The sequence below is a fragment of the Actinobaculum sp. 352 genome, from assembly GCF_003957265.1.
Lineage (GTDB): Bacteria > Actinomycetota > Actinomycetes > Actinomycetales > Actinomycetaceae > Asp313.
In genome coordinates, this window is sequence record NZ_RQSN01000002.1 from 38,857 (window position 1) to 52,956 (window position 14,100).

General features: G+C 61.6%; 9 protein-coding genes. All 9 read right to left on the reverse strand.

The genetic code is table 11. The features are described from left to right. Positions 1 to 103: 103 nt before the first annotated feature. The 9 genes from EKN07_RS02400 to nusG all read right to left on the reverse strand — a co-directional run bounded on the left by EKN07_RS02400 (position 104) and on the right by nusG (position 14,072). Positions 104 to 3,973, reverse strand: coding sequence for a DNA-directed RNA polymerase subunit beta' (locus EKN07_RS02400; protein ID WP_126145569.1), 3,870 nt, complete (start codon positions 3,971 to 3,973; stop codon positions 104 to 106). Between the two features lie 48 nt (positions 3,974 to 4,021). Continuing rightward, positions 4,022 to 7,483 carry a DNA-directed RNA polymerase subunit beta gene (gene rpoB / locus EKN07_RS02405; protein WP_240611402.1) on the reverse strand — a complete coding sequence of 1,154 codons (3,462 nt, stop codon included), beginning with the start codon at positions 7,481 to 7,483 and terminating at the stop codon, positions 4,022 to 4,024. A gap of 371 nt (positions 7,484 to 7,854) precedes the next feature. Beyond that, positions 7,855 to 8,244, reverse strand: a complete 390-nt coding sequence (gene rplL, locus EKN07_RS02410) for a 50S ribosomal protein L7/L12 (RefSeq protein WP_126145570.1) — start codon at positions 8,242 to 8,244, stop codon at positions 7,855 to 7,857. Positions 8,245 to 8,308: 64 nt separating this feature from the next. Next, complete coding sequence (rplJ, locus tag EKN07_RS02415; protein ID WP_108715215.1) at positions 8,309 to 8,830, reverse strand: 50S ribosomal protein L10; 522 nt, start codon at positions 8,828 to 8,830, stop codon at positions 8,309 to 8,311. Positions 8,831 to 9,080: 250 nt separating this feature from the next. Continuing rightward, positions 9,081 to 9,692 carry a uridine kinase gene (gene udk, locus EKN07_RS02420; protein ID WP_108715214.1) on the reverse strand — a complete coding sequence of 204 codons (612 nt, stop codon included), beginning with the start codon at positions 9,690 to 9,692 and terminating at the stop codon, positions 9,081 to 9,083. A 79-nt stretch (positions 9,693 to 9,771) separates the two neighbouring features. After that, entirely contained in the window at positions 9,772 to 11,118 is a 1,347-nt protein-coding gene (locus EKN07_RS02425) for a hypothetical protein (protein ID WP_126145571.1), read from the reverse strand. 635 nt (positions 11,119 to 11,753) lie between these two features. Continuing rightward, positions 11,754 to 12,470 carry a 50S ribosomal protein L1 gene (rplA, locus tag EKN07_RS02430; protein WP_126145572.1) on the reverse strand — a complete coding sequence of 239 codons (717 nt, stop codon included), beginning with the start codon at positions 12,468 to 12,470 and terminating at the stop codon, positions 11,754 to 11,756. 97 nt (positions 12,471 to 12,567) lie between these two features. Beyond that, positions 12,568 to 13,002 carry a 50S ribosomal protein L11 gene (gene rplK / locus EKN07_RS02435; RefSeq protein ID WP_108715211.1) on the reverse strand — a complete coding sequence of 145 codons (435 nt, stop codon included), beginning with the start codon at positions 13,000 to 13,002 and terminating at the stop codon, positions 12,568 to 12,570. Between the two features lie 221 nt (positions 13,003 to 13,223). Then, positions 13,224 to 14,072 (reverse strand): transcription termination/antitermination protein NusG, encoded by an 849-nt coding sequence (gene nusG, locus EKN07_RS02440; RefSeq protein ID WP_108715210.1) that lies wholly within the window; start codon positions 14,070 to 14,072, stop codon positions 13,224 to 13,226. Between the last annotated feature and the right edge of the window lie 28 nt (positions 14,073 to 14,100).

Consider the following 14,100-nt stretch of genomic DNA (forward strand, 5'->3'; position numbering starts at 1 on the left):
CTCGATGTGGACAACCTACACAAGAGTAGCGGCTCCCCCGGGAACTCGTCAAAGAATGGCGGTATCTCGTGGTAGGTACCACTTTCCGGGGGCTACTACTACATCAATACGGGCCGTAACCCGCTGTCAGATCAAAATCTGGAAACTCGCCGTAGGAGAAACCATCATCGAAGGCTTCCAGATCTCGATGCGAGAAGCCGTTACTCTTCTCAAATTCCACACGTGCTTCGGTGGTGGGCTCCACGGTTGCCGAGCGGAGCTGCTCCAGGCCGGTGCCGGCCGGGATGAGCTTTCCGAGGATGACGTTCTCTTTCAAGCCAGACAGCGGATCGGACTTGGAGTTGAGCGCGGCCTCCGTAAGTACCTTCGTGGTCTCCTGGAAGGATGCGGCCGAGAGCCAGGAATCCGTTGCCAGTGAGGCTTTGGTGATTCCCATGAGCTCCGGACGTCCAGAGGCCGGTTTCCCACCCTCCGCCATGGCGGCACGGTTCTCATCCTCGAAGACGGCAACATCGACCAGCTCACCGGGGAGCAGCTTCGTGGTGCCCGCCTCCAGGATTGTGACGCGGCGCAGCATCTGCCGCACGATGACCTCGATGTGTTTGTCATGGATTTCCACGCCCTGCGACCGGTACACGGTCTGCACCTCGGCAACGATGTGCTGCTGGGCAGTACGTCGTCCGGTGATACGCAATACCTTCTTCGGGTCCACGGAGCCTTCGACCAACTGCTGGCCAACCTCCACGTGGCCGCCTTCCTGTACGAGGAGCTTGCCGCGCTTGGACACCTGGTAGACGAGGTCATCGTCGCCGTCGTCACGCACAATGACGAGACGACGGGTACGTTCGCCGTCCTCGATTTGCAAACGTCCGGCAGCCTCGGCGATCGGCGCCTCGCCCTTTGGCGTGCGGGCCTCGAAAAGCTCCTGCACACGCGGCAGACCCTGGGTGATGTCGTCGGCCGACGCCGAACCACCGGTGTGGAAGGTCCGCATCGTCAGCTGCGTGCCGGGCTCACCAATGGACTGCGCCGCGACAATGCCGACGGCTTCGCCGATGTCGACCAGCTTTCCGGTGGCCATCGAACGACCGTAGCACATGGCGCAGGTGCCGACCCGCGATTCGCATGTCAGCACGGAGCGCACAGTCACCTCGGTGATACCGGCGGCAATCAGCTTCTCGATGACGGCGTCGCCCAGGTCGGTCCCGGCGGCCGCCAGCACCTCTCCGGATTCATCCGTGATATCACGGGCCAGTGTGCGGGCGTACACGGACACATCCAGCATCTCGTCCGGAACCAGTCCGTTCTCGCCCGGGCGGGCGATGGTCTTCGTCAGACCGCGCCGTGTGCCGCAGTCCTGCTCTCGCACGATAACGTCCTGCGACACGTCCACCAGGCGGCGGGTCAGGTAACCGGAGTCAGCCGTCCGCAGCGCGGTATCCGCCAGACCCTTGCGGGCGCCGTGCGTCGCCATAAAGTACTCGAGAACAGAGAGTCCCTCGCGGTAATTGGAACGGATGGGGCGCGGGATAATCGCACCCTTCGGGTCTGCCACCAACCCGCGCATACCGGCGATCTGGCGCACCTGCTCCCAGTTACCACGGGCACCGGAGGAGACCATGCGGTTCACGGTATTCGTCGCGTCGAAGTTCGCGCGCATCTCCTTGGCCACCGTATCGGTGACCTCGGACCACAGGTCCACCAGGTCGCGGCGACGGTCTTCGTCTTCAATACGACCGGTCATGAACTGGCTCTCGATGCGAGCAGCTTCCTGCTCCGCCTTCTCCAGAATCCCGGACTTGCTTTCCGGAACGACGACGTCGGACACGGCAATCGTCGCGCCGGAGCGTCCCGCCCAGTAGAACCCGGTGGATTTCAGCGCGTCGAGGGAAGCCCCAACGGCCACCTTCTCGTAGCGCTCGGCGAGCTGGTTGACGATGCCGCCCAACACACCCTTGTCCACGACCTCATTCACGTACGGGAAATCCACCGGCAAGGTCTCATTGAAGATCGCCCGCCCCAGCGTGGTCTCCAGCAGGAGGGGTGCGCCCTCCTCGCCTTCCCAATCACGCGGCGGAACCACGTCGGCCTCGAAACGGATGTGGCACTTCGAATTCAGATGCAACTCACCCAGGTCTGCGGCCATTTGCGCCTCGGCCACCGACGAGAAGTACCGCCCCTCACCGGCCAGTCCCTCACGCAGCGTCGTGAGGTGGAACAGACCGATGATCATATCCTGTGCGGGCATGGTCACCGGGCGTCCGTCAGACGGCTTGAGGATGTTGTTGGCAGAGAGCATGAGGATACGCGCCTCAGCCTGCGCCTCCACTGACAGCGGCAGATGGACGGCCATCTGGTCGCCGTCGAAGTCGGCATTGAAAGCCGCGCAGACCAGCGGGTGCAGGCGGATGGCCTTACCCTCGATCAGCTGCGGTTCGAAGGCCTGAATGCCCAGGCGATGCAGGGTGGGTGCCCGGTTCAGCAATACCGGATGCTCCTGGATGACCTCTTCCAGTACGTCCCATACCTCGGTGCGCTGCCGGTCGATCAAGCGCTTGGCGGCCTTGATGTTCTTCGCGATCTCCAGGTCAACCAGACGCTTCTGCACGAAGGGCTTGAACAGCTCCAAGGCCATGATCTTCGGCAGACCGCACTGGTGCAGTTTCAGCGTCGGACCGACGACGATCACGGAGCGCCCGGAGTAGTCCACTCGCTTACCGAGCAGGTTCTGGCGGAAACGCCCCTGCTTGCCCTTGAGCATGTCGGAGAGCGACTTGAGCGGGCGGTTACCGGCTCCCTGCACCGGGCGGCCACGCCGTCCGTTATCAAAGAGGGCATCCACCGCTTCCTGCAGCATGCGCTTCTCGTTGTTCACCATGATCTCCGGTGCGCCCAAATCAAGCATGCGCTTGAGACGGTTATTCCGATTGATCACGCGCCGGTAGAGATCGTTAAGATCCGATGTGGCAAAACGTCCGCCGTCCAACTGCACCATCGGCCGCAGATCCGGCGGGATCACGGGCAGGGCGTCCAAGACCATTGCCTCCGGGCTAGTGCCGGAGTGCAAAAAGGCGTTGACCACCTTGATGCGCTTCAGAGCACGCGCCTTGCGTTGCGCGGTACCGGTCTCAATAACCTCGACGAGGTGATCATGCTCGGCCTGCAGATCGTAGGTCTGCAGGCGTTTCTGGATGGCCTCGGCGCCGCGGCAGGCGGAGAAGTAATCCGAGTAACGGGACTCCATCTCGCGATACAGATCCTCGTCACCTTCCAGGTCGCCGACCTTTAGCTTGGTGAAACGCTCCCAAACGTCGTCGAGACGCGCGATGTCCTGTTCGGCGCGCTTACGGATGCGGCCCAGTTCGTTTTCTGCGGACCGCTTCAGCCGGTTCTTCGCATCGGACTTCTGGCCCTCCGCCTCAGCGGCGGCGAGATCGGCTTCCAGCTTCTGCTGGCGTGCCTCCAGGTCGACATCCCGCGACTTCTCCAGGGCGACACGCTCCAGTTCGTATTCGGACTGCAGAGTTGCCATGTCGTCGTGACGGGACTGTTCATCAACATCCGTGACCATGTAGGCCGCGAAGTAGATGACCTTCTCCAGATCCTTCGGTGCGATATCCAGCAGATAGCCCAAGCGAGAAGGAACACCCTTGAAGTACCAGATATGAGTGACGGGAGCGGCCAGTTCAATATGCCCCATGCGCTCACGGCGCACCTTGGAGCGGGTGACTTCCACACCGCAGCGCTCACATACGATGCCCTTGAAACGGGGGCGCTTGTACTTACCGCAGGCGCACTCCCAGTCACGGGTGGGGCCGAAAATGCGTTCGCAGAACAGGCCGTCCTTCTCCGGCTTAAGAGTGCGGTAGTTGATGGTCTCTGGCTTTTTCACCTCGCCGTGCGACCACTTTCGGACATCCTCCGAAGTGGCCAGGGCGATGTGGAGCTGATCGAAGCGATTGACGTCGAGCAAGTTTCCTACTTCCTCAGGTTAGTAAAACTGTCCGTAATACTGTCGGGGCTAGAATTCAGCTCCGGATGTAAGGCCCTCCAGCCCGGTAGGCATTGCCAGCGGTTCCGGAGTCTGGAACTGGTCCTCCTCCGTATCCTGCAGGTTGATCGCCTCTCCGGTGGCATCCAGTGCCTCAACGTTCAGGCACAGAGAGCGCATCTCCTGGATAAGTACCTTGAACGACTCCGGGATACCCGGCTCGGGCACGTTGTCGCCCTTCACGATGGCTTCATAGACCTTGACGCGGCCGACCGTGTCGTCCGACTTGATGGTCAGCATCTCCTGCAGCGTGTGCGAGGCGCCGTAGGCTTCCAGTGCCCACACCTCCATCTCGCCGAAGCGCTGTCCGCCGAACTGTGCCTTTCCGCCGAGCGGCTGCTGGGTCACCATGGAGTACGGACCAGTGGAGCGAGCGTGAATCTTGTCGTCCACGAGGTGATGCAGCTTCAGCATGTACATGTACCCAACGGAAACCGGATCGGGGAACGGCTCACCGCTGCGACCGTCGAAGAGCTGCGCCTTGCCCTCGCCGTTGACGAGAATGTCACCGTCGCGGTTGGGCAGGATGGAAGAGAGCAAACCGTCGATTTCGTCGGTGCGTACGCCGTCGAATACCGGGCTGGCCACATGCTGCCCGGCGACGCCGGTCACCGTCTCCTCCGGCAGGCGCAGGGCCCATTCCTCGCCGGCCTCGCGAGCCTTCTTGGCATCCCAGCCCTGGCTGGCGATCCATCCCAGGTGCAGTTCGTACACCTGACCGAGGTTCATACGGCCAGGAACACCGAGCGGATTCAGGATGATATCCACCGGAGTGCCATCGGCCATGAACGGCATGTCTTCAATCGGAAGGATTCGGGAGATGACGCCCTTGTTGCCGTGCCGACCGGCCATCTTGTCACCGATGGTGATCTTGCGGCGCTGCGCGATGTAAACGCGCACGGTCTCGTTCACGTCGGCGGCCAGCTCGTCGTTGTTCGCCTTCGTGAACTGCCGAACGCCGATCACAATGCCGGACTCGCCATGAGGCACGCGCAGAGAGGTGTCGCGTACTTCCTTGGCCTTCTCACCGAAGATCGCGCGCAACAGACGCTCTTCCGAGGTCAGTTCGGTCTCACCCTTCGGGGTGATCTTTCCGACGAGGATATCGCCGGCCTGTACCTCGGCGCCGATACGGATAACGCCGTGCTCATCAAGATGCGAGAGCGTTTCCTCGGAGACATTCGGGATGTCCCGGGTGATCTCTTCCGGTCCCAGTTTGGTATCACGCGCGTCGACCTCGTGCTCCTCGATATGAATCGAGGTGAGCAGATCGTCCTTCACGCAACGCTCGGACAGGATCACGGCGTCCTCGTAGTTGTAGCCGTTCCACGACATGAACGCCACCAGCAGGTTCTGGCCAAGCGCAAGCTCGCCGCCCTCTGTTGCCGGGCCGTCGGCGATAAGCGTGCCTTCTTCGACACGATCACCTTCGGAAACGACCACGTGCTGGTTGGTGCAGTTGCCGGGGTTGGAGCGGTCAAACTTCGTCATCTTGTAAATGACATGCTGACCGTTGTCCTGCTCCACATGAACGGCGTCGGCGTCAACCTCGGTGACGGTTCCTGCCGCACGAGCGATGGTGACATCACCGGCGTCGACGGCGCAACGCATCTCCATACCGGTCCCCACATAAGGCGCAACCGGACGGATCAGCGGCACGGCCTGACGCTGCATGTTCGCACCCATCAGGGCGCGGTTCGCATCGTCGTGCTCCAGGAACGGGATCATGGCGGTTCCCACCGAGCACATCTGCCGGGCAGAGACATCCATGTAGCCGATCTCGGACGGCGCCACCAGCGCGGGCTCGCCTCCGGGCATACGGCACAGAACCTCTTCCTCAGTGAAACGTCCCTCGCCATCCAGTGGCGCCTCGGCCTGCGCGATGATCACAGCGTCTTCGTCGTCGGCCTGCAGATAATCGATCTGATCGGTTACCTTGCCGTCCACAACCTTGCGGTAAGGAGTCTCGATAAATCCGAAGGAGTTGATCCGGGCAAAGGAAGCCAGGGATCCAATCAGGCCGATATTCGGACCTTCCGGGGATTCAATCGGGCACATACGCCCGTAGTGCGAAGGATGCACGTCGCGCACTTCCATGCCGGCACGGTCACGCGAAAGACCACCCGGGCCCAGTGCGGACAAGCGCCTCTTATGCGTCAGACCCGCCAAGGGATTGTTCTGATCCATGAACTGCGAGAGCTGGCTGGTACCGAAGAACTCCTTGATCGCCGCCACGATGGGCCGGATGTTGATCAGGGACGACGGCGTGATGGCCTCGGCCTCCTGCGTGGTCATGCGCTCGCGGACCATACGGTCCAGACGGGCCAGACCGGTTCGCACCTGGTTTTGGATGAGTTCACCGACGGCGCGGATGCGGCGGTTACCGAAGTGATCGATGTCGTCCGTCTCCACACGCACCGGGGTCGCATCAGGGGCGCAGACAACCTCTGTCTCGCCGACGTGTAGCGCGAGCATGTAACGCAGCGACGCCGTAATGTCCTCAATACCGAGTTGACGAGCAGAGCTTTCGGCGTGCAGACCAAGCTTCTTGTTGATCTTAAAACGGCCGACCTTCGCGATGTCGTAACGCTTGGTGTTGAAGTAGAAGTTATCCAGCAGTGTGCGGCCGGCCTCGGCCGTCGGTGGCTCGCCCGGGCGTAACTTGCGGTAAAGGTCCTGGAGCGCTTCTTCCTGAGTGTGAACGGTGTCCTTCTCGAGGGTCTCGAGCAGCACCGGGAAATCGTCAAAAGCCTCACGAATCTCGGATTCATTCATACCGAGAGCCTTGAGGAACACGGTGACCGACTGCTTGCGCTTACGATCAACGCGCACGCCCACGGCATCGCGCTTATCGACCTCGAACTCAAGCCATGCCCCGCGCGAAGGGATGACCTTGGTGGAGAAGATGTCCTTATCTGAGGTCTTATCGGCAATACGCTCGAAGTAGACGCCTGGCGAGCGGACAAGCTGAGAAACGACGACGCGCTCCGTACCGTTGATGATGAAGGTGCCGCGATCAGTCATCAGCGGAAAGTCACCGATAAACGTCGTCTGTGACTTGATCTCACCGGTGTCGTAGTTCTGGAACTCGGCAGTCACATAGAGAGGGGCCGAGTAAGTCAGATCGCGTTCGCGGCATTCCTGGATCGAGTACTTCGGTTCTTCCAGATGCGGAGAAGACAGCACGAGGCCCATCGTGCCCGCCGCGTTCTCGATTGGAGAGACTTCCTCGAAGATCTCCTCCAAGCCGGACTGCTCTCCCGGATTCTTGGCCTTCCATTCCTCCGAGCCGATCAGCCACCCGAAGCTCTCGGTCTGCAGACCGAGGAGGTTGGGGACCTGAAGTGGCTCGCGAATTTTGGCGAAGGAGACGCGGTCAACGGCGGGCTTGCCATTTTGAGCGGAAAGTGAAGAGGTGCGCGAAGCAGCCAAAGGGGTTCCTTCCCTGACGTTGTTAGGCATTCCGCCGGCAGTGCCCACAGCAGCACCCCCGTTTCCCGGTGGCAGGCCGCTGACGTGCCGGATTACCCGATCCGCACATCACCGTCGCCTCCAAGACGGCCTCTGGGCATAGCTGTAGATACGCTGGCGCAAGTATCAAATGTACTCTTTCGGCGTACAACAGTCCACCCCGTTCCCATGTGGAAGGGGTCACGCAGAACCTCTTTGTCACCAGAAGAGTTCCACAATCCCGACTCCCGCGCAAACCTTTCCCACAATCAGTGAGATGGAGCACAAAATAGTGGGGTGCGGCTCACTGCCGCACCCCACCGAGAACTAGCGATTGCTGGTTGCTACACGTCTCACTTCAGTGTGACGGTCGCACCCACGCCCTCGAGCTGCTCCTTGGCCTTGTCAGCCGTCTCCTTGTTGGCGCCTTCGAGGATCGCCTTCGGAGCGGACTCAACCAGGTTCTTCGCTTCGGTCAGGCCGAGAGAGGTCAGAGCGCGGACCTCCTTGATGACCTGGACCTTCTTGTCGCCGAAGGACTCGAGAATAACGTCGAAGGAGTCCTTCTCCTCCGCCTCGGCGGGGGCGGCGTCACCGGCAGCCGGGACGGCAGCGACAGCTGCGACCGGAGCAGACGCCTCGACGTCGAACTCCTCCTCGAATGCCTTGACGAAGTCGTTGAGCTCAACGAGGGTGAGCTCCTTGAAAGCAGCAATGAGCTCTTCGGTGGAGAGCTTAGCCATGATGGCCTTCCTTCCTGATGCCTGCTACGCGAGCAGATATTTCTGTTGGTGTGCCACCCGTGGTTCAGGCGGCGGATTCTTGTTTCGCGCGCAGCGCGTCGATGGTGCGCACAGCCTTGACGGCAGGCGCCTGGAAAACGTATGCCGCCTGGTACAGGGCGGCTTTGAGTACCCCCGCAGCCTTGGCGAGGAGAACCTCGCGGGACTCGAGGTCGGCAAGTTTGACGACATCATCAGCCGAAAGCAGCGAGCCTTCGAGCACGCCACCCTTAATCACGAGCTGTTGATTCTCCTGCGCGAAGTCGCGGACAGCCTTGGCGGCGTCGACAACCTCACCGGTCACAAACGCGATAGCCGTCGGTCCGGTGAGCAGGTCATCGAGGTCCTCGATACCTGCCTGGTTCGCGGCGATCATCGCTAGCGTATTCTTGGCGACCTTGTACTCCGCGTTGGCCCGGAGCGAACGGCGCAGCTCTTGCAGCTGTGCCACGGTCAGGCCGCGGTACTCAGTGAGCAGCACCGCGGACGAGCTCTCGAACTTCTCCTTGAGCTCCGCAATCGCTGCAGACTTGTCGGTCCGTGCCATAGGGCCTCCTTCCGGTCGTATCCGCAGGCCCATGAAAAAAGCCCCGCGCAGGTGCACGGGGCCGCGCCGAATCTGCTCGGCTCAGCTCATCTCACCTACGCTGGCCCCTTTTCGGGTTTATCCCCACCGGTGGGCGGAGACCTGCGGTCTTTGGCAGCCAATAGCGTAGTCGTCCGCGCCCGCCATGCCAAACCCGCCGCGGCCTTCGTGACGAACTTCGCTCGTCGTGTTGCGGTCATCAGACGCCGTGCTAGCTGATTTCGTGGGCGATACGGTGGATGAGCATGTCGAGCGCCACGAGGTTCTCCCCGCCTTCGGGCACGATGACGTCCGCATTGCGTTTTGACGGCTCGACGTAGAGTTCATGCATCGGCTTCACGGTGGCCAGGTACTGCGACTCCACCGATTCCAGGGTGCGGCCGCGTTCGACGACGTCGCGTTTGATCCGCCGCAGAATACGCACATCCGCATCAGTATCCACAAAGATCTTGATGTCGATGAGGTCGCAGATCTGCGGTTCCGCGAAGATGAGAATCCCCTCGACGATAATGACGGGATTCGGATGAATGACGGTGGTTTCGGAAGAGCGGTTATGCACGGAGTAGTCGTATACCGGGCATTCAACGCTGTGTCCGGCCACTAGTTGCTTGAGTTGCTCAACCATCAGGTCATTGTCAAAGGCCTCGGGCGCGTCATAGTTGAGCCGAGCGCGTTCTTCGTAGGTGAGGTCATCACGTGCCCGGTAGAAGTTGTCGTGGTAGATAACTGATGTCTTTCCGGGGAAGGAACGTATTAGTGCTTTGGTGAGAGTGGTTTTGCCGCTTCCCGTGCCACCGGCTACCCCGACGACCAATGTCCCCATAATCTCCCACCTCCGAGGAATGACTTCTACCCAAAGGTACGCGATTGGGCGCCGCTGTGCACCACGAACCGCGCAGTGACTACCCGACTGAGGTCAACAGTGTACCGCCGAGCATCAGCAGGTACCCGCTGCCGGCGAAAGCGAGAAAGCCATCCCGCCAGCCCGGCCGGTCCGTCAGCAGCGCCAAGACAGTCACATGCAGTCCCACCGTGCTGATGGCGTAACGTCCGGAGATTATGCGGAAGTAGGCCGCACTGTTCACGATTTCACGTGCTTGAACTGCCAGTGCAGCCGCTGCCGGACCCGCAACCGTTGCGACCACCAGACCACGATGACGCCGCCACGACCACAACAAAATAATCGCCACCACGGGAGTAACCAGATACACCAGGTACAGGAACGCGGCCCACACCTTGACAACGCCGGAGCGCACGCCCGGCTGTAGGTAGAAGTCACTTCGCGGGTCGGTCAAACCGTAACCGTCCAGCAGGCTCGCCAGCACGGAGTCATAGCCGCCTTCCCCAAGGGTGACGGTAGACAGCCCGCTGATGGCAGGAACGTAATCTGCGGGACGCCGTCCGTTCTGCCAACGGCTCCACAGCAGGTAGACGAGCAGTAGTGCGAGGACACTGACAAGGAGGAGCCGGAGCAGGCGTCGTCGATCAGAGAGGGAGAATCCGAAGGATTCGGGACGAATCACCGCGCATCCCACGGCGCACAACACCGCCAGTAGGGCGCCGACGGATATCACCCGTGTTGCGGAAATCCCCACCATGACGAGCGCGGGCGCCGTACTGCCGAGCCGATGATCGAGAAAGATACGCGCCGCGATCCAGACCCCTGCCGCTCCGGCCAGTAATGTGACTGCGTCGTTGTGCACAATTCCGGCAGACGCCCCGACAGCCGGCGTCGCCAAGGCCAAGAGTGCACCGGCGAAGGCCGCTCGGCGCGAGGCACGCCACGACCGAAGAGCGAGGTAGAGAGCAGCCACTCCCCCGGCCACAAAGAAAGCGGAGATCCAGCGGGCGCCAGTAACGAAATCCGTATGGAAGTGGCTGGCGAGGAAGGTGCCGCCGTGCCCGGCGAGGGCGAAATACAGCGGCGGATGGAACCCGTTGTAGTTCTCGCCACGATAGGGCCATTCCTCGATGCCGCGGCCTTCCGTGCGCGCCCCACACACGGGAACATATACGCCTTGGATCGAGCCCTCCATGCCTCGGCAGGACCATGCCTCCAGCGTTTCATCAGCGAGGTCTTCCCCCTGGACCGGGACATGCCCGTAAGCCATTTTCCAGGCGTAGTCCACGTAGGTCCATTCGTCGTAGCGGCTCAACGGCGTCCCGTGCGATATGGCAACCGCGCTCCATGTCAGGGAGAGCGCGACAAGTACTACTACCAACAGAGCGTCACGCTTCCCGATATTCACTCGTCTAGCGTAAGGCACGTGCGGGAGTGCTCCAAGCTTGCGCTCGGAAGCTCCGTCGCCGTGGCGAGTCTCTATGCCGCACGCCGCCGAGCGGCACGCAGTGTAGAGATCGCATCAGGGCCCAGCGCCAGCGACAGCGCGCCAGCCCGGCCCAATACTCAACCGACGACGACGCCGCAGCCGGGCGCCAGACCGCAGCTAGCCTCGATGCCATTATCGGCCCGGCCCCAGCCGACCACCAAGCAACAGCAGGCCACTAGGCAACAGCCAGCCACCACACCCCAGCCGACGACGCCCACCACCAGCACGGATCACCGGGTATTCTCCCAATCTCCGCGATTTTCGCAGAACACCGGCGAAAACCACGAGTTTCAAGAGGAAGACCACGCGCACAAGCACTGTGCCCCACTATGACCGCGCCGTTGCCGTAGGAGCAACGAAGGCCAAGTGCGCACAAGCACTGTGCCCCACCGCGAGGGTGGGGCACAGCAACGTTTTGGATGGCGAAGCGATCCGAGCGATCCCTCCGATCACTTGCGCCAAAGGTGCAACGTCGGACCAATTGCCGCCAGGACGTCCGCGCGACCGTGTCGGTCGGCCAGACGCCCGGAACGGTCGGTCTCAGGCAAGCGGCCTTAGGACGCCGCCTCGGACGTAAGGTTGCGGGTCTTCGTCGTGTCCACCGGAATACCCGGACCCATGGTGGTGGATACGGTACCCTTCAGCAGGTAACGGCCCTTCGATGACGACGGCTTGAGCCGCAGGATCTCCTCCTGCGCCGCCGCGTAGTTCTCCACCAGCTGCTGCGGCGTGAAGGATGTCTTGCCGATGATAAAGGCGAGATTCGCGTTGCGATCCACACGGAACTCGATACGCCCGCCCTTGATGTCGGAAACCGCCTTCGCCACGTCCATGGTGACAGTGCCCGTCTTGGGGTTCGGCATGAGACCGCGTGGACCGAGGACGCGGCCGAGACGGCCGACCTTACCCATCATGTCCGGCGTGGCGACGGCGGCGTCGAAATCCGTGTAGCCACCGGCGACCTTCTCGATGAGCTCGTCGCCGCCGACCTCATCGGCACCGGCGTCCAGCGCCTCCTGTGCGCGCGGTCCCTGGGCGAAGACGACGACCCTTGCCGTCTTACCGGTGCCGTGCGGGAGGTTGACAGTGCCACGCACCATCTGATCCGCCTTACGCGGGTCAACACCAAGGCGGAACATGACTTCCACCGTGGCATCGAACTTTGTGGTCGAGGTCTCCTTGGCGAGAGTCACGGCCTCCAGTGGGCTGTACAGGACGCCGGGGGCGATCTTCGCTGCGGCGTCGCGATAGTTCTTTGAGCGCTTTGCCATTGCTGCTTTCTCCTTCGCAGTTGTGGTTAGCGGACCTGCGCGGGTCCTTCCACGTGCCCGTGGGCACTGTATATGACGTCCAACTGACGCCTTTTGATTAGATCGCGTCGGTGGTAATACCCATCGAGCGTGCGGTTCCGGCAATAATGCGGGCCGCGTTGTCAAGATCGTTGGCGTTGAGGTCGGGCTGCTTCGTCTTCGCAATCTCACGCACCTGGTCGGCCGTCAGATGGCCAACCTTGTCCGACTGCGGTGTCGACGATCCCTTGGCGACGCCGGCGGCCTTCTTAATGAGCTCGGCGGCGGGCGGAGTCTTGGTGACAAAGGTGAACGAGCGATCCTCGTACACCGTGATCTCAACCGGCACGATGTTGCCCCGCTGGGATTCTGTTGCGGCGTTATATGCCTTGCAGAACTCCATAATGTTGACGCCGTGCTGGCTCAGTGCCGGGCCAATCGGAGGAGCCGGAGTCGCTCCCCCCGCCTGGATCTGAAGCTTGATGTAACCTGCAACCTTCTTCTTGGGTGGCATGTAGGGTCCTTTTCTTTCTCGTTGGCCGTCGCAATGGCAGAAGCGACAGCCGCCTCATAAGAGTACGCGCTTCGTAGCGCAGATTCGAATCCGATCTGCTCACATTTTCGGATTAGGGCCATTACCCGGCTTCGAGTAGCGGCTCGTCACCCGCAGCGCGTCCTGCCACGATTGGCACTCGCAACCATGCAGTCGGTAACGACCGTTGCCGGACAGCGGCCTCAGTCTTCGCGCCGCACCTGGCTGAATGACAGCTCGACGGGCGTTTCCTGGCCGACAAGGGTCATTAGTACCGTCAGCCGCTGGTTCGCCGCGTCGACGTCGGAGACGGTGGCCGGCATACCCGCCCACGGCTCAGATGTGAGGATAACCGCATCGCCAACCTCGTACGGCGATACCGTGGCGGGAGCGGTGCCGGTAGGCCGCCCTTCAGCCTTGGCCTCGGCGGCCGCCTCAGCCTCAATAACAGGTGTCAGCATCTTCACGACTTCGTCTTCCGAAAGAGGCACCGGGGTTCGCCCGTTACCAACGAAGCCAGTCACGCCATTGGTGTTCTGTACCACACGCCAGGAGTCATCGGTCATGTCCATGCGGATAAGAACATAGCCGGGCATGCGCACGCGCGACACAAGTTTGCGCTGACCGCGCCGAATCTCAAAAACCTCTTCCATCGGCACCTCGATCTGGAAGATGTAATCCTCCATGTTCATCGAGTGCATACGAACTTCGAGGTCCTGCTTCACACGCTTCTCATAGCCGGAATAGGTATGCAGCACGTACCAGCGTCCGTCGAGCCCCTGTAGCTTGGCGCGCACTTCCTCCTCGGTGACGGCACCCGGCGCCTCTGCCTTCTCCGGCGTCGCCGCAGCAGCGTTAGCATCCTCGGCCGCAGCGTCCGAGTCGTCCGCAGGCGCCTCATCGGCGTCGAAGACAGCGTCATCCTGGAGGCCTGCCTCATTCAGTTCGCTCGTGCTCTGATCGGGTTGCACGTCATCCTGAGGGGTGGGAGCGCGGAAGAGGCTCTCACCGGATGCATCATTTGGCTCGAGGATATCCTCAGGCACGTTCATTCCTGCCTTCCTGTGGTATTCGCCGACT

Coding starts and splice junctions, on each gene's coding strand:
- rplL (WP_126145570.1), bottom strand. CDS start 8,244: ATGGCTAAGCTCTCCACCGAAGAGCTCATTGCTGCTTTCAAGGAGCTC.
- udk (WP_108715214.1), bottom strand. CDS start 9,692: ATGGGGACATTGGTCGTCGGGGTAGCCGGTGGCACGGGAAGCGGCAAA.
- rplA (WP_126145572.1), bottom strand. CDS start 12,470: ATGGCAAAGCGCTCAAAGAACTATCGCGACGCCGCAGCGAAGATCGCC.
- rplK (WP_108715211.1), bottom strand. CDS start 13,002: ATGCCACCCAAGAAGAAGGTTGCAGGTTACATCAAGCTTCAGATCCAG.
- nusG (WP_108715210.1), bottom strand. CDS start 14,072: ATGAACGTGCCTGAGGATATCCTCGAGCCAAATGATGCATCCGGTGAG.
- rplJ (WP_108715215.1), bottom strand. CDS start 8,830: ATGGCACGGACCGACAAGTCTGCAGCGATTGCGGAGCTCAAGGAGAAG.